Below are 20,125 nucleotides of genomic sequence, written 5' to 3'. Positions count from 1 at the left end.
GGATGGCATGACCGACACCCCTCACCGCAGATTTGGCTTCGACACGGTCTTCGACGACCGTGGCGGCGTCGCCTACACCCCGCCGAAGGTGAAGAAGAGCTTCACCCTCGAGGAGGTCGAGGCGGCCAAGGCCCAGGCCTACCAGGAGGGCGAGCGCTCGTCGGTGGCCCGCGCCGAGCAGGAGGCCGCCCATGCCCTGAACGAGGTGGCCCACGCCATCCGCGAGGCGTTCGGGTCGCTGACCCAAGTGGCGCACGAGCACCGTGAAGGCGCGGCCATGCTGGCCCTGGCCTGCGCCCGCAAGATCGCCGACGCGGCCCTGCAACATTTCCCCGAGGCCCCGGTCTCCGCGGCCCTCGAAGCCCTGGCCCGCGAGGTCGAGGCCCAGCCGCGCATCTTCGTCCGGGTGTCGCCCGAGCTGGAGGAGCGCACCCAACAGGCTCTGGAGCAGGTGGCGACCCAGATTGGCTTCCAAGGCCAGATCGTCGCCCGCGCCGACGGCGCCATGGCCCCGGCGGCCTTCACTTTCGACTGGGGGGAGGGCCGCGCGGCCTTCGATCCAGACGGCGCCGCCCAACGCGTCGCCGAAGCGCTGGAAGCGGCCATCGCCGCCGAAGGTCTCCACGCCGAACCCCTGTTCTCCTGAAAAGGCTGATCCAAGATGGCCGAAGACAATCTCCCGCTCGACGAATTCGGAGGCTCGATGCTCGCCTCCGAAATGCCGGTCGAGCTCAGCGACAAGACCGCGTCGGATCTGGCGCCGGTCTTCGACGTGCCGGTCAACATCTCGGCGGTGTTGGGACGCGCGCACATGTCCGTGGCGCAGCTGCTTCAGCTGAGCCAGGGCTCGATCCTGGAGCTGGACCGCAAGGTCGGCGAGGCGATCGACATCTACGTCAACAACCGCCTGGTCGCCCGTGGCGAGGTCGTCGTCGTCGACGAACGCCTGGGCGTGACCATGACGGAAATCATCAAGGACGGCGACCAGGGCTAACGCCCTGCCGTCCGTGAGGGAGAGTAGAAAATGCGGCTTCTGGTCGTCGGAAAACTGAACGGGCAGCTCTCGGTCGCCGTGAAGATGGCGATGAACGCGGGCGCGAAGGTGTCGCACGTCGAAACGACGGAGCAGGCGACCAATGCCCTGAGGGCAGGGCAGGGCGCCGACCTGCTGATGGTCGAGTACTCGCTCGACATCGCCGGCCTGATCGCGGCCAACGAGGCCGAGCGGATGCGGGTGCCGGTGGTGGCCTGCGGCGTCGACGCCGACCCCGCCCGCGCGGCGGCCGCCATCAAGGCCGGGGCCAAGGAATTCATTCCGCTGCCGCCGGACGCCGAGCTGATCGCCGCCGTCCTGGCCGCCGTCACCGACGATGAAAAGCCGATGGTCGTCCGCGACCCGGCCATGGAGTCGGTGATCAAGCTGGCCGACCAGGTCGCCGCGTCCGAAGCCTCGATCCTGATCACCGGCGAAAGCGGTTCGGGTAAGGAGGTCATGGCCCGCTACGTCCACGGCAAGTCGCGCCGGGCCAAGGCCCCGTTCATCTCGGTCAACTGCGCCGCCATCCCCGAGAACCTGCTGGAAAGCGAGCTGTTCGGCCACGAGAAGGGCGCCTTCACCGGCGCCATGGCCCGCCGCATCGGCAAGTTCGAGGAAGCCGACGGCGGCACCCTGCTGCTGGACGAAATCTCGGAAATGGACGTGCGCCTGCAGGCCAAGCTGCTGCGCGCCATCCAGGAACGCGAGATCGACCGCGTCGGCGGCTCCAAGCCGGTCAAGGTCAATATCCGCATCCTGGCCACCAGCAACCGCGACCTCGTCCAGGCCGTGAAGGACGGCATCTTCCGCGAAGACCTGCTCTATCGCCTGAACGTCGTGAACCTGCGCCTGCCGCCGCTGCGCGAGCGCCCGGGCGATGTGATCAGCCTGTGCGAGTTCTTCGTGAAGAAGTACTCGGCCGCCAATGGCGTGCCGGAGAAGCCGATTTCGGCCGAGGCCCGCCGTCGCCTGATCGCCCACCGCTGGCCGGGCAACGTCCGCGAGCTGGAAAACGCCATGCACCGCGCGGTGCTGCTGTCGACCGGTCCGGAGATCGAGGAGTTCGCCATCCGCCTGCCGGACGGTCAGCAACTGGCCCCCGCGCCGGATGTCGCGGTCGCCCGCGGCGCCCAGATGGCCGCCGACGCCGTCTCGCGCGCCTTCGTCGGCTCGACCGTCGCCGAGGTCGAGCAGAAGCTGATCATCGACACGCTGGAGCATTGCTTGGGCAACCGCACGCACGCCGCCAACATCCTGGGCATCTCGATCCGCACGCTGCGCAACAAGCTGAAGGAATACAGCGACGCCGGCGTTCCGGTGCCGCCGCCGCAAGGGGGCGTGGGCGCGGCCGCTTAGTGATTTTCGTTGGCGTCGCGGAGCCGAAAACCCCGTCCTTCGACAAGCTCAGGATGAGGTTTTCTACTGAAGCGGCGCCGACCATCGTCCTCATCCTGAGCTCGTCGAAGGACGAGGACGACGCAAGGAAGAAGACGGCCCTGGGGCCAACATGTCGCGGCGCCGCGACCATCCGTCCGGCGCCGAACATGGCTAATTCTCGTTAAGGAGATGGCGGCGGACCGCAAATCGCTTCAAGCGCTGGTCTAGCTTACCCATCAACGGTTCAAGGTTCAGCATGGCCGACGCCGCCGCCCCGACCGCCCGATCCGTCCCCAGCGCCCGGTCGCTGCTGGATGGCTTTCTGCGCGGCGAAATGGGCCTGGCCCTGGGCGTCGTGGGCATCATCGTCCTGCTGATCCTGCCGGTCCCGCCGATGCTGCTGGACATGCTGCTGGCCATCTCGGTGACCGGATCCGTGCTGATCCTGATGACGGCGATCCTGATCAAGCGGCCGCTGGAATTCACCTCGTTCCCGACCGTCCTGCTGGTCTCGACCCTGTATCGCCTGGGTCTGAACGTCGCCTCGACCCGCCTGATCCTGGGCCACGGCCAGGAAGGCACCGGCGGGGCCGGCGCGGTCATCGAGGCCTTCGGTCACCTGATGATGCAGGGCAACTTCGTCATCGGCGTGATCGTGTTTATCATCCTGGTGGTGGTGAACTTCATGGTCGTCACAAAGGGTTCGGGCCGGATCGCCGAAGTCGCGGCCCGCTTCACCCTGGACTCCATGCCCGGCAAGCAGATGGCGATCGACGCCGACCTGTCGACCGGCCTGATCGACCAGGAAGGCGCCAAGCTGCGCCGCAAGGAACTGGAACAGGAAAGCACGTTCTTCGGGGCCATGGACGGCGCCAGCAAGTTCGTGAAGGGCGATGCGATCGCCGGCCTGATCATCACCGGCATCAATGTCGTCGGCGGCATCATCATCGGCGTCGTGCAGCACAAGCTGCCGATCGGCCAGGCCGCCTCGACCTACACCATCATGACCATCGGCGACGGCCTGGTCAGCCAGATCCCGGCCCTGATCATCTCGATCGCCGCCGGTATGGTCGTTTCGAAGGCCGGCGTCGAAGGCTCGGCCGACAAGGCTCTGACGACCCAGCTGGCCATGAACCCGGCGGGCCTGGGCATGGTCTCCGCCTCGTCCGGCATCATCGCCCTGATCCCGGGCATGCCGATCATCCCGTTCGCGGTGCTGTCGCTGGGCGCGGGAGCCCTGGCTTACAAGCGCATCCAGGACGCCAAGAAGCCCAAGCCCATCGATCCATCCCTGCTCGAGGCCGCCTCCGCGCCCGCCGAGGCGGAAGAGGAGCCGATCAGCGCCTCGCTGGCGATCGACGACGTCAAGATCGAACTGGGCTACGGCCTGCTGACCCTGATCAACGACCTGGACGGTCGCAAGCTGACCGACCAGATCCGCGCCCTGCGCAAGACCCTGGCCGGCGAGTTCGGCTTCGTCATGCCGCCGGTGCGGATCCTCGACAACATGCGCCTGGCCAACCAGGGCTACGCCATCCGCATCAAGGAAATGGAAGCCGGCGCTGGCGAAGTGCGTCTGGGCTCCCTGATGGCCATGGACCCGCGCGGCGGCCAGGTCGAGCTGCCCGGCGAGCACGTGCGCGAGCCCGCCTTCGGCCTGCCGGCCACCTGGATCGCCGACGACCTGCGCGAGGAAGCCACCTTCCGCGGCTACACGGTCGTCGACCCGGCCACGGTGCTGACCACGCACCTGACCGAGATCCTCAAGGAGAACATGGCCGACCTGCTGTCCTACGCCGAGGTGCAGAAGCTCCTGAAGGAGCTGCCCGAGTCGCAGAAGAAGCTGGTCGACGACCTGATACCGGGCACGGCCACCGCCGCCACGGTGCAGCGCGTGCTGCAGTCGCTGCTGCGGGAGCGGGTCTCGATCCGCGACCTGCCGCAGATCCTGGAAGGCATCGGCGAGGCCGCGCCGCACACCGCCTCGGTCACCCTGCTGGTCGAGCAGGTGCGCGCTCGCCTGTCGCGCCAGCTGTGCTGGGCCAACCGCGGCGACGACGGCGCCCTGCCGATCATCACCCTGTCGGCCGACTGGGAGCAGGCCTTCGCCGAGGCCCTGATCGGTCCCGGCGACGACAAGCAGCTGGCCCTGCCGCCCTCACGCCTGCAGGACTTCATCCGCGGCGTCCGCGACGCTTTCGAGCGCGCGGCCCTGGCTGGCGAACACGCCGTGCTGCTGACCAGCCCAGGCGTCCGCCCCTATGTCCGCTCGATCATCGAACGCTTCCGCGGCCAGACCGTGGTGATGAGCCAGAACGAGATCCACCCCCGCGCCCGCCTGAAGACGGTGGGGATGGTCTAGGGATACGGTGACTTTCGGTCATCGCCCCGGGGGGCTTTCGACCCTAGTCGGACGTGTCCAATCGACCTAAGATCGTGCGGTGCTAGCCGACATCCTGCTCCTGTTCCTTCTGCTTTTGGCCATCGCATCGGCGGCGTTGTGGCCGGCTCTGTATGCGACGGCAGCGCGCGAAGTCTTCAGAGCGTGGCCCGAGGCTCGGGACGCCTTTGTCGGCGGCGGCGCCTGGATTCCCTTCTCGCGTAAGTTTGGAAAGGCCTACGCTTTGGGGGCGCTCCTCCTTGCGTTCACTTGGGTCGTGGCAGGCGCGGGACTTGTCCCAAACACGACAGCTGGTGCCTGGCTCCTCTTTGGTCCTGCGATCCTCTTGATGGCCGTCGGCGTCATTCTAGCCATGCTCGTCGTCGTCCGGTGGGTGGTGGACGAATAAAGGCCGACTTCCACCCATCACTGCCTCTCGAAAGGTCGGCTTAGCCGTCCCCGGCTTTAGGACGCTCTCGCCGCCGCGCCGGGCGCCGGTCGGTATTTCTCGGCGTCGCTGGTGAATTCGGCGTGGCCGTATCGCGCCAGCTGGCGCTTGAGCTTGGCGACCAGGCGCGCGTCGGCCAGGTCCGAGACGCCGGGGAGGTTCCGCGCCAGGCGGTAGGCCAGCAGCTGGCTGGTCACCAGCAGCGCCACGACGCCGAACATCATGAAGTCGCGGGGACCGATCTCGACGCCCATGCGCCTCGCGGCCGCGACGTCGCCGTTCATGAAGTTGCGCAGGAAGAACACCTTGGAGAAGCGGCGCTCGACCTTGTCGAACAGGCGGTTCTCGGGGCGCTCGTCCGGCGGCAGGTAGGCGTTCAGCGTGGCCCGGACCAGCTCGCCGCAGGTGGCGTCGTCGAAGCCGGCGCGCAGGGTGCCGCTACGGGCGTTCATGGTGTCGACCACGCCCTGTGGGGTGTCGGCCAGCAGGTCCTCGGGCAGGCCCAGCAGGAAGCAGCGGTAGCGGGCCAGCTCGACCCGGGCGCGCTCCTCGGCGGTGAAGGTCTTCCGGCCCTGGGCGACGATCTTGTAGCTCATCAGGAAGATCGGGATCAGGCCGGCGGGCATCTGGTCGACCTGCGGGATCGGAATGCCATACACGCCGACGTCCCAGCGGTCCGAGCGCTTCAGGGCGTTGAACCGCACCATGGAGTGCATCAGTCGCACCATGGCGGCGGCCTTGAAGCCCGCCCCGTGGCGCTCCAGCGAGCCGGGCAGCAGGGTGGTGGTGAAGAAGGTCGCCGTCTCGTTGACCCGGCGGGCGGCCGTGTCGTTCGACAGGGTCCCGGTCAGGGCCATCGGCAGGGCGGCGTACTTGTTCATGAAGGTGGCGATGAACGCGCCCCGGATCGCGAACGGCCCCAGATTGGCGGCGGCGTTGCGGTCCAGCCGCTGGCCCTCGCGCACCAGGTCCATGTCGACCCAGGCCGGCGTGGCCTCCATGTCGGCGATGAAGGCGGCCAGTTCCGGCGGCGCGTTGGGCACGGCGGTGACGCCCGCGTCGCAGGCGCTGGTCAGCATCTGGATCAGCGGACGGAAGCCATATCTGGGCATCAGCGCGGCATAGGCGTCTGCGACCACGTCGCCCAGCAGGGTGTAGGCCTTGATCAGGGCGACCTTGTCCGGATCGAGTTTACGGAGGCGCGGCGCGACGCTGGTTTTCGGATCGTCGGTGAAGCGCTCCGGCGTGGCGTCGAAATCGACCTCGCCATAGAGCGCGGGCAGGGCGGTCTTCTGGGACGCGACCTTGGCCCGGACCTTTTCGAGGGCGGCGTTCATGGGGACTCCTGGCGTAGCGGAACCGAGACGGATCCAACTGTTCGGCGCTAGGTTAGGCCCACGGGACCCCGACGCTACTCGCCTTGCCCGCATCTCGGAGGCCAAGCCGCAAGTGACTGAAAAGACGAGGCGAACGCCGCGCCAGTCGCGCTCCGAGGCGACGGTGGACGCGATTCTGGAAGCGGCCTTTCAACTTCTCGAGGCCGATGGCGTCGAAGCCCTGACCACCAACCACATCGCCGAGCGGGCCGGGGTCAGCGTCGGCACGCTCTACCAGTACTTCGCCGGCAAGCAGGCGATTCTGGCGGCCCTGGCTCAGCGGCGGGCCGCCGCCGCCCGCGACCGCATCGCCGAGATCGTCATCGCGGGACCTGAACTGGGGGCGGTGCGCCTGATCGTCCGCACCCTGGCCACGGCCTTCGAGGGCTCGCCCGCCACCCGCCGCGCGCTGCTGGACGCCCTGACCCTGGCGGGCGGCGACGACGTGGTCATGCGTCACCACCTGACGTTCTTCGACACGATCGCCGGCAAGACCGCCTTCGGCTTTCCGTTGTCGCCCGAGGCCGGCTTCGTCCTGACCCACGCGGTGGTCGGATTGCTGCGCGCCGCGACCGCCGAGACCGAGCTGGCGCTGGACCCGGCGCGGCTGGAGGACGAGCTGGTGCGGCTGATGGAGGCCTATATCGGGGCCCTGGTCATGGCCCCTCGTGGCGACGGCGGCTCGCCCCGGTAGAACGTGGCGTCGACTCGCCGACGGAACCGTGTCCGCAAGGTCACGTTGTTTCCGGCAAGGGAGGGGCCCCTTTCGACGGAGAGTGACCATGACCAACAAGATCGCCCTGCTCGCCGCCGCCGCGACCCTGACGTTCGCCGGCGCCGCTTTCGCCCAGAGCACGACCACCACCACGACCCCGGCCGCGCCGACCACCGGCGCCATGCCGCCGGCCTCGACCACCATGCCGGCGCCCACTCAGTCCACGACCACGACGACGCCGACCCAGAGCACGACCACCACGACCACGCCGTCGGCTTCGACGACGACTCAGACCACCACCCCGTCCGCTGACACCGCGGGCGCGCCGACCTCGGCCAGCGTCGCCAGCTTCAAGGTCGGCTCGGCCGTGAAGGACGCCGCCGGCGTCTCGGTCGGTCAGATCACCGGCACCAGCACCGGCGCCGACGGCTCGACCAACGTCATCGTCACCAATGGGGGCGTGAAGTTCGCCCTGCCGGCCAACAGCCTGAGCGCGGCCGCCGACGGCAGCGTATCGACCACGGCCACCAAGGCTCAGATCGACGCCACGGTCGCGGGCGCCAAGCCGCAGTAAGCGACCCGTATCCGCACGGATGCGACAGCGAGCCCGCTCGGCATTGCCGAGCGGGCTCGTCACTGATAGCGATGACCATCAAGAGGGGCGGTCATCGCCGACTTGGGGTTCAGTATGCCTCCGGCCAATAAGACTAAGCGTGGGTCTAACTCACTGCTGTGGGACTTGCTCACGTTCGATCGCCTGGTCACCGGGCCGGTGATTCACTTCATCTATTGGGCTGGCCTCGGGGTCGTGGCCCTGTTCGGCTTTTCGGTCGTCGGCGCCGCCGTGGGCCTGGCGCTGAAGGAGCCGGGCGTCGGCTCGCTGTTGCTGGCCTTCCCGGTGCTGGTCGCCGGCCTGCTGGTCGCGGGCGCGCTGGTGCTGCTGTGGCGCGCCTTCTGCGAGTTCTACGTCGCCATCTTCCGGATCAGCGAGGACCTGCGGGCCCTGCGCCAGACCAGCGACGCCGACCATGCCGCCATCCGGGCTCGCCAGGCGGCGCAGCCGCCGCGTTCTCAGGTTTAAGGCCGCTACTTCGCGACGGTCTTCAGCTGATCGCGCAGCGCGCTCATCGTCTCCAGCGGCATGTCGAGCGCGCAGAACAGCTTCTCGGGGATAGAGACGGCCTGGTCGCGCAGGGCGCGGCCCTTATCGGTCAGCGCCACGATGACCCGCCGCTCGTCCTCCGGATCCCGGGTTCGCTGGACGAGACCGCCGGCTTCCAGACGCTTGAGCAGCGGGGTCAGGGTGCTGGAATCCAGGTCCAGGGCGTCGCCCAGGGCCCCGACGGTCCGGGGACTGGCCTCCCACAGCACCAGCAGGGCCAGATACTGCGGATAGGTCAGCCCCAGGGCGTCCAGCATGGGCCGGTAGAGCCGCGTCATCCGGTTGGCCGCGCCGTAGAGGGCGAAGCACAGCTGGTTGTCGAGGCGCAGGACCTCGATCGGAGCATCGGACGGCGCGGACTTCTTCTGGGTCATGACACTACGGCTTAGGCGGCCTTCACGGTGATGGCCACGTCGACATTGCCACGGGTGGCGTTCGAATAGGGGCAGACTTGGTGAGCGGTCGCAACCAGCGCCTCGGCGTCGGCCTGGCTCAGGCCCTGGGTTTCGACCTCCAGGGCGACTTCCAGCTTGAAGCCGACCTCTTGCGTGGCGAGGCCGACCTGGCCGGTCACGGTCGAGCCGGTCAGCGCGATCTTCTGGGTGCGGGCGACGTGGGCCATGGCGCTCTGGAAGCAGGCGGCGTAGCCGGCGGCGAACAGCTGCTCGGGATTGGTGCCGGTCTCCTTGCCGCCCAGGGCCTTGGGCATCGACAGTTGAACGTCCAGCAGGCCGTCTTCGCTGCGGGCGTGGCCGTCACGGCCGCCGACGACGGTGGCGCGGGTGGTGTAGAGGGTGGTCATGGGAGCCTCCTTGGCTTGAAGTGATGTAAGCGATTTAATCGCGCACGATATAATTGCAAGAGCGCTACGGTGAAAAAGATCGCGTGCGACTTAATTCGCCGGTGGAGGGGGGCAGCACCGCGCCACTGAGTCATGACCAGCCCCCTCCGTCTCGTCGCGTATCCGCGCCGATCCACCTCCCCCAAAAGGGGAGGAGAGGCATTTGTCGCTAGGTTCTAAGCCGCCCAGGCCGCCGCGAAGCGCCTGAGCAGCGAGCGCGCCGGGCTCTCGACGCTGGCTTCGGCGGCTTCCAGGCGCAGAAACAGATCCCCGGCCTTGTGCGCCGCGCGGGCGGGAAGGCCCTGGCCGGGCAGGCGGACCAGGCCGCGGGCGGCGGCCTTGGTCGAGATCCAGGCCGGGCGCGGGCCCAGCGGGGTGTCGGCGTCGACGCGGCCGCCTTCGGCCAGCACGCGCGGATCGACCTTGCCGGTCAGCCAGATGTCGTCGCCACGCACCAGGGCGCCGTCCTGAGCCCGCAGGCGGACCTCGAACAGCACGCCCTCGACCCGGACCTTGTCGCCTTCGCGCAGGCCGGCGGGCAGCTTCAGCCTCAGGCGGCGGCCGTCGATGGCCAGCTCCTCGGCGCCGCCGGCGACGGCCGTGGCGATGTCGATCTCGAGAAAGACGCGGTCGGCGATCGGGACGGCTTGCACCGTCGGCGGGAAGTTGTGCTGAACGACCGGCGTGTCCTGCAGCAGGCGATAGGCGGCCAGCACGTCGCGGAACAGGGCCGCATCGCCGGTCGGACGGTCGGGGTGGGCTCGCTTGGCGGCCTCGCGATAGGCCATGCGCAGCTCGCGCTCGTCGGCGGTGGACGCGACACCCAGGAGGGCGCGAGCAGCCGAAAGCGTCAGGGCGGGCGTACGGGTCGTCATGGTTCGACCGTGGCGCCGGATGGTCAACGGCGGGTTAAGTTAAGACTTTAGAGGCCAGGTCCTCACAGGGTTCGCCCTGATGTGGCTCTCGGTCGCGCCAGGCTCTATATCGAAGGGCATGAGCGCTGACCCGACCCTGATCCCCGCCTCGCCCAGCGAGGACGAGTATGTCCGTCAAGTCACCGAGGCGGTCCCGCCGGCCCTGCTGTCGGAGGAGGATCCCTTCGCCCTGTTCGCCGAGTGGCTGGAGGAGGCGGGCAAGAAGGAGCTCAACGACCCCAACGCCATGACCGTCTCGACCGTCGACGCCGACGGCATGCCGGACTCGCGCATGGTGCTGCTGAAGGGCGTCGATCCGCGCGGCTTCGTCTTCTACACCAACACCCAGAGCGCCAAGGGGCGCGAGCTGAACGGCCAGCCCAAGGCGGCCTTGCTGTTTCACTGGAAGTCCTTGCGCCGCCAGGTGCGGATCCGCGGCGTGGTCGAGCCGGTCAGTGACGCCGAGGCCGACGCCTATTTCGCCAGCCGCGCCCGTCCCAGCCAGCTGGGCGCCTGGGCCAGCGACCAGTCGCGTCCGCTGCCCGACCGCCTAGCCCTGGAAAAGCGAGTCGCCGAGATGGGCCTGAAGTTCGGCCTCTCCAAGGTTCCGCGCCCGCCGCACTGGTCGGGCTACCGCATCATCCCCGTCACCATCGAGTTCTGGCGCGACCGGCCGTTCCGCCTGCATGAACGGCTGGTGTTCGACCGCGCGGACGGGGGCTGGACCACGAAGCGGCTGTTTCCCTAGGCTCGCGCCCGGTCACCTTACCCCATAGCGCGCCAGGAACGTCTCGACCGCGTCCTCGGCGATGTCCTTGATCGGACGGCGGGGCAGGACGTCGTCGCCGGCCGTGATGCCCAGGACCAGGGTGACGTGATCGAGCAGGCCCAGCAGTTGGCCGGCGGCCCAGGAGGCCTTCTCGACCCTGATTTCGCCGGTCCTGGTCAGGTCGTTGATCACCGAGATCGCCGCGCCGCCCAGTTCGTCGCGGGCGCTCTGCAGGAAATATTCGGCGACATCCTCGAAGCGGCGGCGCTCGGCCGTGACCATCCGGAACATGGCCCGGGTGTCGGCGCGTGACAGGAAGGTCGCGTAGGCGATGGCCAGGGCGGCCAGGCGCGTACGGGCGTCGCCCTTCACCCGAACGGCTTCGCGCACCGGCGCGCCGACGCTGCTGACCGTCTCCAGCACGATCGCCTTGAACAGGTCGGCCTTGCTGGGGAAATAGGCATAGAGGGTGGCGGTCGAGACCCCGGCGGCGCGGGCGACCACCTCCATGCCGGTGTCGGCGTAGCCTTCCTTCAGGAATAGGGATCGGGCCGAGGCGAGGATTTCCTCGCGCTTGTGTCCAGACCGCTTCAGACCCGCACCGACAAGCATGTGACACTCGCACTCAATGGCTTTCATGCAATCTAACCGCGAAAATCACGACTCGGCAAGGCTTGCGCGAGAGGACGCGGGCGCACGTTTCGGCTATGCAGCCCCGGCGCCGATCTTCGGGCGCGACGAGATGGGACGCTGGGCGTGATCAAGGACGCGGAAGCCGCGCGCGAGCAGGAAGTCGCCGCCTGGTTTGGCGAGCGGGCGGAAAGCACGATCGAGACCTCGTGCGCCCGGGTGTTCCTGATCGACGGTTCGGCCTTCAAGGTGAAGCGCCCGGTCGATTTCGGCTTTCTGGACTACTCGACCCTGGAGCTGCGGCGCTGGGCGCTGGAGCGCGAACTGACCTTCAACCGCGCCGCCGCGCCGGACATCTATCGCGAGGTCCGCCAACTGAACCGCACCGCCGACGGCGGCCTGGAGATCGACGGCGAGGGCGAGATCGTCGAGTACCTGCTGGAGATGCGCCGCTTCGACCAGAACGGCGTGCTGGCCACCCAGCCCTGGGCGATCGACGACGCGCTGGAGGATTCGCTGGGCCGCACCGTGGCCCGTTTCCACGCCGGCGCGTCGCTGCGTCCGCAAGGCGGCGGCGTCTCGGCCCTGGGCTACACGATCCGCTCGAACGCCAACCTGCTGCGCGGCCTGTCCGCGCGCCTGGGCAAGCAAGCGGTCGAGCGTCTGGTGCACGAGACCGACATCGCGCTGGAGCGCCTGGGCCCGCTGCTGGATGGTCGCGCCAAGGACGGCTTCGCCCGTCACTGCCACGGCGACCTGCACCTCGGAAATATCCTGATCGAGAACGGCCAGCCGATCCTGTTCGACTGCATTGAGTTCAACGACACCCTGTCGGACATCGACGTGCAGTACGACCTGGCCTTCCTGCTGATGGACCTGGATTTCCGCCGTCGCCGCGACGCCGCCGGCCGGGTGCTGAACGCCTATCTGGACGAGGCCGCCCGCACGTTCGGCGAGGGGCTGTGGATGGGCCTGGCCGCCCTGCCGCTGATGCTGAGCGTCCGCGCCGCCGTGCGCACCCACGTCTGGGCCTATACCGGCGATGACGAGGCCGCCCGGGCCTATCTGAACACCGCTCTGGAACACCTGGCCCCCAAGCCGGTCAGCCTGGTGGCGGCCGGCGGCCTGTCGGGTTCGGGCAAGTCGACCTTCTCGCGCGTCTGCGCCCCGGGCCTGGGTTCAGCGCCCGGCGCGGTCGTTTTGCGCACCGACGAGATCCGCAAGCGCCTGTGGGGCGCGCCGTCCCTCCAGCGCCTGCCGCGCGAGGCCTATACGCCGGAGATGAGCGCCAAGGTCTACGATCAATTGTTCCATGACGCCGAGCTGTGCCTGAAGGCCGGACGCTCGGTGGTGCTGGACGCGGTGTTCCTGAAACCCGAGGAGCGCGCCCGCGCCGAGGCCCTGGCCACGCGCTGCGACGTCGGCTTCCTGGGCGTCTGGCTGGAGGCCCCGCCCGAGGTGCTGCGCGCGCGCGTGGCGGCCCGGGTCAACGACGCCTCGGACGCCGATGTGGCGGTGCTGGAGAACCAGCTGACCCGCGAGACCGGCGAGATCGCCTGGCGCAAGGTCGATACGGTCAATGCGTTCGAGGACGAGGCCCGGGCGCTGGCGGAGACCATGGGCTAAGGCTCACGCCGCCTGCCGATCTTCGTCCGGCGGCTCCGGGTTCACCGCCCGGATGATCGCGGTGATCAGGTCCATCGGCTTGACCGGCTTGCCCAGATGGTCGTCGAAGCCCATGCCGAGGAACCGCTCGCGATCGCCGGCCATGGCCGAGGCGGTCAGGGCGATGACGGGCAGGGCGGGATCGCCGGCCCGGCCCTGGCGGATCGCCTCCAGCGCGGTGATGCCGTCCATCACCGGCATGTTGATGTCCATCAGCACGCAGTCGTATTGGCTCGAGGCCATGGCCTTCAGCGCCTCCTCGCCATTCTCGACGACGGTGAGGGCCACGCCGGTCGGCTCCAGCATGGTGCGCACGACCAGTTGGTTGACGGCGTTGTCCTCGGCCATCAGCACGCGGATCTGGTCGAGCGTCTCGTCGTCCCTGGTTTCGAGCTCCGGCGCCGGGCTGGCCGCCTCGGATTCCTCGGCGCGGATGCTGAGGACGAAGCAGGCGCCGACCGGGGTTGGGCGCAGTTCCAGGTCGCCGCCTAGCTGGCGGGCCAGGGCGCGTGAGATGGTCAGGCCCAGGCCCGCGCCGCCGTGGCTGCGCGAGATGGTTTCGTCGGCCTGGGTGAAGCTGTCGAACACCCGGTCGGCCGCCGCCGCCGGCACGCCGGGGCCGGTGTCGCTGACCGCGAAGCGCAGCATCCACGCGTCGCCGGCGCGCTCGGCCTCGACGCTGACCCGGACGTGGCCGTGGGTCGTGAACTTGACGGCGTTGGAAACGAGGTTGGTCAGAATCTGTCGGATGCGCAGCGGATCGGCGACGATCCAGGCTGGCGTGCCGGCGCCGAAATCGGCGTACAGCGACAGGTTCTTGAACACCGCCGCGTCGCGCCAGGCGTCGACCACGTCGGCGACCATGGCGCGTGGATCGACCGCCTCGGGAGCCAGCTCGACGCGGCCGGCCTCGATCCGCGACATGTCCAGCACGTCGTTGAGCAGCTGCATCAGGCTGTCGCCCGACTTGAGCATCAGGGCGACCTGTTCCCGCTGGGCCGGGTTCAGGGGCGAGCGCTCCAGGGCATGGGCCATGCCCAAGAGTCCGTTCATCGGCGTGCGTAGCTCGTGGCTGGTGACGGCGATGAAAGTCGACTTGGCGCGAGCGGCCTCCAGGGCGCGCTCGCGTTCCTCGCGCAGGCCCCGGGTCAGCGCGTCCATGCGGCGGGCGGCGGCGCGATTGCGCAGGGCGACGTTGATCGTGACCGCGATCAGCAGCGCCAGCGACCAGCGCATCGACTGGGTGCTCATGTCAGCGCCGGGCATGAAGAAGAACGGGAAGATGATCAGGCTGGTCACGGGGAGCAGTCCGCTGATGATCAGCAGGGCCAGCGGCTGGTGACGGTACTGCTGGGCGAAGATCAGCTGGCCGCACCAGATGGCGACCGCGGCGATCTTCAGCTTGTCGGAGCCCTGCAGCCAGAGCAGGCTGGCCAGCGCGGCCCAGCTGGCGTTGACCGGGATCGCGGCCAGGATGAAGACGGCGCGGTCGCCGCGCGACACCGGACGGCCTCGGCCGAAGTTGCGGGTCGCCAGGGTCGCCAGGCCTTCGGCGAGCAGGAAGCCGGCCAGCCACGTGAAGGCGGTGGCCGCGCCCAGACCCAGGCAAACGGCCCCGGCGGCCAGACAGCCGGAGATGAGACGCGAGACGCCGAGCCGCCGGATGTCGGCGCCCACTTCGTCCAGTCTTTCATCCGCCAGAGTGTCGGCCAGCCAGCCCACGTCGTGTCTCCCGCCCACGAACCGCGTTCGCCTAGGGGGAATTATCCGCCCACGGCAACGAAGAGTCTTTAAACGCGCCCTGCGGCCGATTGGCGCGGCGCGCGAGCGTTGTCTTTTCTCCCGAAGGGCGCGGCGCGTTGCGTGTTGCGCCGCACAACGATAGCCTTGCGTGAACAATGATAAGCGGCCGGGAGCGTAGCGTTCAGATGCAGGGATTGATGCAGCACGGGGCCCTGACCCTGGACAAGATTATCGATCACGCCGCCAAGTGGCACGGCGGGCGTGAAGTGGTCAGCCGTTCGGTCGAGGGGCCGATCGTGCGCACGACCTATCGCGAGATTCGCGACCGCGCCAAGCGGGTGTCGAACGCGCTGCTGGCCCTGGGGATCAAGCCCGGCGACCGCGTTGGCACCCTGGCCTGGAACACCGGCCGCCACATGGAAGCCTGGTATGGCATCATGGGCATCGGGGCGGTCTGCCACACCCTGAACCCGCGCCTGTTCCCCGAGCAGATCGCCTGGATCGCCGATCACGCCGGCGACCGGCTGATCTTCACCGACCTGACCTTCCTGCCGATCATCGCCGCGATCCTGCCGCGGCTGCCGCATGTCGAGCACGTGGTGGTGTTCACCGATCGCGGCCACATGCCGGCCGACTTCCCGCTGGCCGGCGAGGCGCCGCATTTCAAGGGCCTGATCGCCTACGAAGACCTGATGGAGCAGCACGGCGCCGAATGCGCCTGGGGCGGCTTCGACGAGGGTACGGCGGCCGGTCTCTGCTACACCTCGGGCACGACGGGCGACCCCAAGGGGGTGATGTACTCTCACCGTTCGAACTTCCTGCACACCTTCATCACCATGCAGCCTGACGTGATGGGTGTGTCGCAGCGCGACGTGATCCTGCCGGTGGTGCCGATGTTCCACGCCAACGCCTGGGGCGTGGCGTTCTCGGGTCCCGGCGCCGGGGCCAAGATCGTGATGCCGGGCGCCAAGATGGACGGCGCCTCGATCTTCGAGCTCCTGGACACCGAGGGCGTGACCTTCTCGGCCGCCGTGCCGACGGTCTGGCAGATGCTGCTGCAGCACCTGGAGGCCACCGGCGCCAAGCTGCCGGTGCTGAAGAAGGTGGTGATCGGCGGGGCGGCCTGCCCAGAGACCATCATCCGCGCCTTCCAGGAGACTTACGACGTCGAGGTCGTCCACGCCTGGGGCATGACCGAGACCTCGCCGGTCGGGACCCTGTCGGTGATGACCGACGAACTGGAAAAGCTGCCCTACGACCAGCAGATGCCCTACCGCCTGAAGCAGGGCCGGCCGCCGCTGGGCGTGGAGTTGTGCCTGACCGACGACGACGGCAAGATCCTGCCGCACGACGGCAAGGCCTTCGGCCACCTGAAGATCCGCGGCCCGATCATCGCCGCGGAGTACTTCCGGGGCGCCGGCGGCAAGATCCTGGACGAGGACGGCTTCTTCGACACCGGCGACATCGCCACGATCGACGAGCACGGCTTCATGCAGATCACCGATCGCGCCAAGGACGTCGTCAAGTCCGGCGGCGAGTGGATCAGCACGATCGAGATCGAGAACATCGCCGTGGGCCACCCCAAGGCCGCCCTGGCCGCGGTGGTCGGCATGCCGCATTCCAAGTGGGACGAGCGGCCGGTGCTGCTGGTCAAGCTGAAGCCGGGCGAGACGGCGACCAAGGCGGAGTTCATCGACTACCTCCAGGGCAAGATCGCCAAGTGGTGGATGCCGGACGACGTGCTGTTCGTCGACGACATCCCGCTCGGCGCGACCGGCAAGATCGACAAGAAGGTGATCCGCAAGCGCCTGCAGGACGAGGGCTACACGCTGCCGGAGACCCCGGTGCAGCCGTCGCCCGCGCCGTCTCCGCCGCCGCCTGAACCGGAGCCCGCGCTGGCCCCGACCCTGGCCGCCGCCGATGGCGGCCACGCGGCGGTGATCTATGCGCCCGAGCCCGTGGAGGAGGTCGAGGCCGAAGCGGCGCTGCGCGCGCCCGAGCCCGAGCCCGAGCCCGAGCCGGAGCCGGAGGTCGTCGTCGACCCGACGCCGGAGCCGGAAGTCCAGCCGGTCTCGGCGACTGACGCGATCATCGCCGAGGCCGCCGCCATCGCCGCCGCCGCCCCGGTCGAAAAGCCCGCCGAGCCGGCGCCCACGGCCGTCGCCGACATCGTGACGCGGGAGCCCGAGCCGGGCGGGGTCGGGATCGCGCCGGAACCGCCTCTGCGCCTGCGGGATCCGGATCAGGCGGAGGCGCCCAAGCCCGTCCTCGCCGACGCCGGCGAAGCCCTGCCGTTCGCCATGCCGATCACGCCGGGCAAGCGCGGCAAGGGCAAGAAGAAGACCGACAAGGTCGTGACCACGGACAAGGTCTCAGGCAAGTCGCCCCGCTGGGCGTCGCTGTATCTGGACCTGGCCCTGCTGATCGCCCTGGCCCCCGCCATCCTGGCCGCCGGCGGCGCCCTGGGCGTCAAGCTGGGCATGATCCCCCTGCCGCTGGGCTATACGTCCATGACCCTGGACTGGGCGCCGCGCATGGCCTTCATCAGCGTCGCCACCGGTCTGATCGGCCTGGTCATCGCGCTGAGCGCCGGCTTCGCGCGCCTGTGGAAGGGCGCGGTGCTGGCCCTGGTGATCACGGCGGCCACCTTCGGGGCGATGTTCGCGGCCAAGGCGCTGGGCGGCCAGTCGCCGCCGATCCATGACGTGGCCACCGACTGGAAGACGCCGCTGGGCTTCTCCGACGCGGCGATGGCCGCCCGCGGCGGCTCGGCGGAGATCGTCGTCGATGATCCCAGCCTGCCGGTGGGTTCGGCCGCCTATGCCGGTCGCCGCCTGGCCGAGATCAACGCCGAGACCTGCCCGGCGGCCCGACCGCTGGTCAGCGAGCGGGCGCCGGGCGACGTCTACGAGTCGGTCAAGGCCGCCGTCCTGGCCTCCGGCATGACCCTGGTCACCGACGATCCGATGGATGGCCGCCTGGAGGCCACGGGCAGCAGCTTCTGGTACGGCCTGACCGACGACCTGGTGGTGCGGGTGCGTCCGGACGCCAGGGGCTCGCGCCTCGACATGCGCTCGATCGGCCGTGACGCGGGGCCGGACCAAGGCCGCAACTGCGCCCGGATCGGCGCGCTGATGAGCGCGGTGCGTGGGGAGTAGGCCAGTCCGTCTCAGGCGAGCCGATATTCCGAATCCAACCCTGGCTCGCCCGGCGTTGTCACCCGCCCCTCGCGGACCAGCTGGATCATGTGCGCGAAAACCGAGTGGGCCGCCGCCGGGTGCAGCCTGGGGTCCACGGTCGCGTAGAGGCTGGGCACCATCGCCTTGATGGTCGTGAAGCCCGTGCCTAGGGCCTCGAGGATCTGCGCCTCGCGGGCGCGGCGGTGGGCAACATAGGCGTCGATGAACGGTCCGACCGCGCGAACCGGCGCGCCGTGGGTGGGCCACAGGATCTCGAATCCGCGCGATCTCACCTTTTCCAGGCTGGCGAAGTAGTCGCCCATGTCGCCGTCGGGCGGGGTGATCACCGTGGTCGACCAGCCCATGATGTGATCGCCGCTGAACAGGGCGTTCTCTTCCTTCAGGGCGAAGCAGACGTGGTTGGACGTGTGGCCCGGCGTCATGATGGCCTCCAGCGTCCAGCCAGGGCCCGAAAGCAGGTCGCCGTCGGCCAGGGCGACGTCGGGCCTGAACCGGCCGTCGGCGCCTTCCTCGAGTCCCGGGGACGCCGCCTCGCCGTGGTCGGCGGGGGCGGGCAGGCCGTAGACCTTCGCGCCGAACGCCCGGGCCAGAGGATGGGCGAGGGGAGAGTGGTCCAGGTGGTGATGGGTGACCAGCACGTGGGTCACCCGCTCGCCCGCCAGAGCGGCCTTGAGGGCGTCGAAGTGCTCTGCCAGGTCTGGGCCGGGGTCGATCACCGCCACCTCGCCCCGTCCGACGATGTAGACGCCGGTGCCGGTATAGGTGAACGGCCCGGGATTGCGGGCGATCACCCGCCGGATCAGCGGCGAGACCGGGTCGCAGCGGCCGTATTCGAATTCCAGCTCGCGGACGAAGGGGATCATCGGTTCGCTCCTGGGACACGGCGGCGGCGCCGGTCTTGCGCTTTAAGCTTCCAGTAACCCTGGAGGGATCGGCCATGACGGCGGACGCGGCGATTTTTGTCTCAAAACGGCTCCAGCGCGTGGCCTTCGCCATCCTGTGTATCATCATGGCGCAGTTCGTTCTGGCCAGCTGCCACCCCGAACCGACGCCGATGGCGGCCCGCGAGTCGGCCGCTTTCTAGTCAGGCTTAAGCGGGCAACACGCCCGACAGGTCATAGCCCGCTTCACGGCCCTGGTTGACCAGGGTCTCGCGGTCCTCGCCCGCCAGCGCCCGGCCGATCGACCAGGTGACGATCGAGCGCGTGCCGGAGCGGCAGAAGGCCAGCACCGGTCCGCCGGCGCCTTCCACGGCCGCGCGAACGGCGTCCACCTGTTCCTGGGTCGGGCCGCCCCGCACCGGCACGTGCAGATAGTTCATCCCCGCCGCCCGCGCCGCCGCCTCGATCGTCGCGCTCGACGGCTGGCTGGGGTCCTCGCCGTCGGGGCGGTTGTTGATCACCAGGACGAATCCCTGGGCCGCGGCGCGGGCCATGTCGGCCTCGGTCACCTGCGGGCTGACCGAAAGGGAGTCGGTGACGCGTCGAAATTCACTCATCGGTTCTTTGGGGCTCATGTCGCGCGGCGTGCTCCGCCGCGTCGGCATCTTCATGGGCGACGGGCGCCTAGGCAATGGTCAGCGCTGCCGGTCAAGGTGCGCGCCGGGGTGGCATTTGTGAAGAGAATATGTCGCCCTTTGCCTCGCTCTCAAAAGAGATTTGTGCCGAACCGCGTTGTTCCGGGCATGATTTTCTGTCTGTCAATTATGGCCGGTAATTTTCTCGCCGGATTTTCTTCGAAACGACAACGGCTTGAACGGCGTTCCTCGAGGTCAGAATAACCTCGATAAAACAAAAGCCTGACGAAGATTTTGCGCGGTCTTCCGAGCCTTCGGTATCCCGGACGAGCAATGGTCTCCGGAAAAGCGGC

20 protein-coding genes are annotated in these 20,125 nt (G+C 68.8%); 12 read left to right on the top strand and 8 right to left on the bottom strand.

The window, feature by feature from the left end; genetic code table 11:
- The first annotated feature begins 7 nt into the window (after nucleotides 1-7).
- The 5 genes from AC07R7_RS03580 (at nucleotide 8) to AC07R7_RS03560 (ending at nucleotide 5,202) form a co-directional block, all read left to right on the top strand.
- Nucleotides 8-646, top strand: a complete 639-nt coding sequence (locus AC07R7_RS03580; RefSeq protein ID WP_492882800.1) for a FliH/SctL family protein — start codon at nucleotides 8-10, stop codon at nucleotides 644-646.
- A 15-nt stretch (nucleotides 647-661) separates the two neighbouring features.
- The gene (gene fliN / locus AC07R7_RS03575; protein ID WP_492835638.1) at nucleotides 662-994 is read left to right on the top strand and encodes a flagellar motor switch protein FliN; all 333 of its coding nucleotides are present in this window, start codon (nucleotides 662-664) and stop codon (nucleotides 992-994) included.
- Between the two features lie 30 nt (nucleotides 995-1,024).
- Nucleotides 1,025-2,392, top strand: a complete 1,368-nt coding sequence (gene flbD / locus AC07R7_RS03570) for a sigma-54-dependent transcriptional regulator FlbD (protein ID WP_492835636.1) — start codon at nucleotides 1,025-1,027, stop codon at nucleotides 2,390-2,392.
- Between the two features lie 277 nt (nucleotides 2,393-2,669).
- On the top strand, nucleotides 2,670-4,775 hold the full coding sequence (gene flhA, locus AC07R7_RS03565) for a flagellar biosynthesis protein FlhA (protein WP_492882802.1): 2,106 nt from the start codon (nucleotides 2,670-2,672) through the stop codon (nucleotides 4,773-4,775).
- A 79-nt stretch (nucleotides 4,776-4,854) separates the two neighbouring features.
- Entirely contained in the window at nucleotides 4,855-5,202 is a 348-nt protein-coding gene (locus AC07R7_RS03560) for a hypothetical protein (RefSeq protein WP_492882804.1), read from the top strand.
- A 56-nt stretch (nucleotides 5,203-5,258) separates the two neighbouring features.
- Here the strand turns inward: AC07R7_RS03560 and AC07R7_RS03555 are convergent, their stop codons facing one another.
- Nucleotides 5,259-6,578: an oxygenase MpaB family protein gene (locus tag AC07R7_RS03555; protein WP_494634161.1), complete on the bottom strand. Its 1,320-nt coding sequence runs from the start codon at nucleotides 6,576-6,578 to the stop codon at nucleotides 5,259-5,261.
- A 112-nt stretch (nucleotides 6,579-6,690) separates the two neighbouring features.
- On the opposite strand from AC07R7_RS03555, the gene AC07R7_RS03550 reads away from it, so the two are divergent.
- The 3 genes from AC07R7_RS03550 to AC07R7_RS03540 all read left to right on the top strand — a co-directional run bounded on the left by AC07R7_RS03550 (nucleotide 6,691) and on the right by AC07R7_RS03540 (nucleotide 8,413).
- Nucleotides 6,691-7,311 (top strand): TetR/AcrR family transcriptional regulator, encoded by a 621-nt coding sequence (locus tag AC07R7_RS03550; RefSeq protein ID WP_492882808.1) that lies wholly within the window; start codon nucleotides 6,691-6,693, stop codon nucleotides 7,309-7,311.
- Nucleotides 7,312-7,399: 88 nt separating this feature from the next.
- Nucleotides 7,400-7,906, top strand: coding sequence for a hypothetical protein (locus AC07R7_RS03545; RefSeq protein ID WP_494634160.1), 507 nt, complete (start codon nucleotides 7,400-7,402; stop codon nucleotides 7,904-7,906).
- A gap of 102 nt (nucleotides 7,907-8,008) precedes the next feature.
- On the top strand, nucleotides 8,009-8,413 hold the full coding sequence (locus AC07R7_RS03540) for a DUF4282 domain-containing protein (RefSeq protein ID WP_492835627.1): 405 nt from the start codon (nucleotides 8,009-8,011) through the stop codon (nucleotides 8,411-8,413).
- A gap of 5 nt (nucleotides 8,414-8,418) precedes the next feature.
- On the opposite strand, the gene AC07R7_RS03535 is transcribed toward AC07R7_RS03540, so the two are convergent.
- The 3 genes from AC07R7_RS03535 to AC07R7_RS03525 all read right to left on the bottom strand — a co-directional run bounded on the left by AC07R7_RS03535 (nucleotide 8,419) and on the right by AC07R7_RS03525 (nucleotide 10,210).
- Nucleotides 8,419-8,868 (bottom strand): MarR family winged helix-turn-helix transcriptional regulator, encoded by a 450-nt coding sequence (locus AC07R7_RS03535; RefSeq protein ID WP_492835625.1) that lies wholly within the window; start codon nucleotides 8,866-8,868, stop codon nucleotides 8,419-8,421.
- 11 nt (nucleotides 8,869-8,879) lie between these two features.
- Nucleotides 8,880-9,296: an organic hydroperoxide resistance protein gene (locus AC07R7_RS03530; protein WP_047410442.1), complete on the bottom strand. Its 417-nt coding sequence runs from the start codon at nucleotides 9,294-9,296 to the stop codon at nucleotides 8,880-8,882.
- A 215-nt stretch (nucleotides 9,297-9,511) separates the two neighbouring features.
- Complete coding sequence (locus AC07R7_RS03525) at nucleotides 9,512-10,210, bottom strand: DnaJ domain-containing protein (protein WP_492835622.1); 699 nt, start codon at nucleotides 10,208-10,210, stop codon at nucleotides 9,512-9,514.
- 118 nt (nucleotides 10,211-10,328) lie between these two features.
- Here AC07R7_RS03525 and pdxH point away from each other — a divergent pair, with 118 nt between their 5' ends.
- A complete protein-coding gene (pdxH, locus tag AC07R7_RS03520; RefSeq protein ID WP_492835620.1) occupies nucleotides 10,329-10,997 on the top strand; it encodes a pyridoxamine 5'-phosphate oxidase in 669 nt (222 codons plus the stop codon).
- Between the two features lie 12 nt (nucleotides 10,998-11,009).
- Here pdxH and AC07R7_RS03515 read toward each other — a convergent pair whose 3' ends face one another.
- Nucleotides 11,010-11,630, bottom strand: coding sequence for a TetR/AcrR family transcriptional regulator (locus AC07R7_RS03515; RefSeq protein ID WP_492882818.1), 621 nt, complete (start codon nucleotides 11,628-11,630; stop codon nucleotides 11,010-11,012).
- Between the two features lie 144 nt (nucleotides 11,631-11,774).
- Between AC07R7_RS03515 and AC07R7_RS03510 the strand changes: the two genes are divergently transcribed.
- Complete coding sequence (locus AC07R7_RS03510; RefSeq protein ID WP_494634159.1) at nucleotides 11,775-13,274, top strand: bifunctional aminoglycoside phosphotransferase/ATP-binding protein; 1,500 nt, start codon at nucleotides 11,775-11,777, stop codon at nucleotides 13,272-13,274.
- A gap of 3 nt (nucleotides 13,275-13,277) precedes the next feature.
- Here the strand turns inward: AC07R7_RS03510 and AC07R7_RS03505 are convergent, their stop codons facing one another.
- Nucleotides 13,278-15,035 (bottom strand): ATP-binding protein, encoded by a 1,758-nt coding sequence (locus AC07R7_RS03505; protein ID WP_494634158.1) that lies wholly within the window; start codon nucleotides 15,033-15,035, stop codon nucleotides 13,278-13,280.
- A 206-nt stretch (nucleotides 15,036-15,241) separates the two neighbouring features.
- On the opposite strand from AC07R7_RS03505, the gene AC07R7_RS03500 reads away from it, so the two are divergent.
- A complete protein-coding gene (locus AC07R7_RS03500) occupies nucleotides 15,242-18,214 on the top strand; it encodes a long-chain-fatty-acid--CoA ligase (protein ID WP_494634157.1) in 2,973 nt (990 codons plus the stop codon).
- Between the two features lie 11 nt (nucleotides 18,215-18,225).
- Here AC07R7_RS03500 and AC07R7_RS03495 read toward each other — a convergent pair whose 3' ends face one another.
- Nucleotides 18,226-19,119: an MBL fold metallo-hydrolase gene (locus AC07R7_RS03495; protein ID WP_494634156.1), complete on the bottom strand. Its 894-nt coding sequence runs from the start codon at nucleotides 19,117-19,119 to the stop codon at nucleotides 18,226-18,228.
- Nucleotides 19,120-19,193: 74 nt separating this feature from the next.
- Here AC07R7_RS03495 and AC07R7_RS03490 point away from each other — a divergent pair, with 74 nt between their 5' ends.
- Entirely contained in the window at nucleotides 19,194-19,340 is a 147-nt protein-coding gene (locus tag AC07R7_RS03490) for a hypothetical protein (protein ID WP_492835608.1), read from the top strand.
- Nucleotides 19,341-19,346: 6 nt separating this feature from the next.
- On the opposite strand, the gene AC07R7_RS03485 is transcribed toward AC07R7_RS03490, so the two are convergent.
- Complete coding sequence (locus AC07R7_RS03485; RefSeq protein WP_494634275.1) at nucleotides 19,347-19,754, bottom strand: TIGR01244 family sulfur transferase; 408 nt, start codon at nucleotides 19,752-19,754, stop codon at nucleotides 19,347-19,349.
- Nucleotides 19,755-20,125: the final 371 nt, after the last annotated feature.

Source organism: Caulobacter sp. GW821-FHT05F04 (assembly GCF_059419665.1).
Note: the sequence above shows the minus strand (reverse complement) of the source record. Positions and strands in the feature narration are given on the sequence as shown.

What these genes read in the sequence shown, in the direction of transcription:
- AC07R7_RS03580 (WP_492882800.1), top strand. Translation starts at nt 8, where the DNA reads ATGACCGACACCCCTCACCGCAGATTTGGCTTCGACACGGTCTTCGAC.
- fliN (WP_492835638.1), top strand. Translation starts at nt 662, where the DNA reads ATGGCCGAAGACAATCTCCCGCTCGACGAATTCGGAGGCTCGATGCTC.
- flbD (WP_492835636.1), top strand. Translation starts at nt 1,025, where the DNA reads ATGCGGCTTCTGGTCGTCGGAAAACTGAACGGGCAGCTCTCGGTCGCC.
- flhA (WP_492882802.1), top strand. Translation starts at nt 2,670, where the DNA reads ATGGCCGACGCCGCCGCCCCGACCGCCCGATCCGTCCCCAGCGCCCGG.
- AC07R7_RS03555 (WP_494634161.1), bottom strand. Translation starts at nt 6,578, where the DNA reads ATGAACGCCGCCCTCGAAAAGGTCCGGGCCAAGGTCGCGTCCCAGAAG.
- AC07R7_RS03545 (WP_494634160.1), top strand. Translation starts at nt 7,400, where the DNA reads ATGACCAACAAGATCGCCCTGCTCGCCGCCGCCGCGACCCTGACGTTC.
- AC07R7_RS03535 (WP_492835625.1), bottom strand. Translation starts at nt 8,868, where the DNA reads ATGACCCAGAAGAAGTCCGCGCCGTCCGATGCTCCGATCGAGGTCCTG.
- AC07R7_RS03530 (WP_047410442.1), bottom strand. Translation starts at nt 9,296, where the DNA reads ATGACCACCCTCTACACCACCCGCGCCACCGTCGTCGGCGGCCGTGAC.
- AC07R7_RS03525 (WP_492835622.1), bottom strand. Translation starts at nt 10,210, where the DNA reads ATGACGACCCGTACGCCCGCCCTGACGCTTTCGGCTGCTCGCGCCCTC.
- pdxH (WP_492835620.1), top strand. Translation starts at nt 10,329, where the DNA reads ATGAGCGCTGACCCGACCCTGATCCCCGCCTCGCCCAGCGAGGACGAG.
- AC07R7_RS03515 (WP_492882818.1), bottom strand. Translation starts at nt 11,630, where the DNA reads ATGCTTGTCGGTGCGGGTCTGAAGCGGTCTGGACACAAGCGCGAGGAA.
- AC07R7_RS03500 (WP_494634157.1), top strand. Translation starts at nt 15,242, where the DNA reads ATGCAGGGATTGATGCAGCACGGGGCCCTGACCCTGGACAAGATTATC.
- AC07R7_RS03495 (WP_494634156.1), bottom strand. Translation starts at nt 19,119, where the DNA reads ATGATCCCCTTCGTCCGCGAGCTGGAATTCGAATACGGCCGCTGCGAC.
- AC07R7_RS03490 (WP_492835608.1), top strand. Translation starts at nt 19,194, where the DNA reads ATGACGGCGGACGCGGCGATTTTTGTCTCAAAACGGCTCCAGCGCGTG.
- AC07R7_RS03485 (WP_494634275.1), bottom strand. Translation starts at nt 19,754, where the DNA reads ATGAGTGAATTTCGACGCGTCACCGACTCCCTTTCGGTCAGCCCGCAG.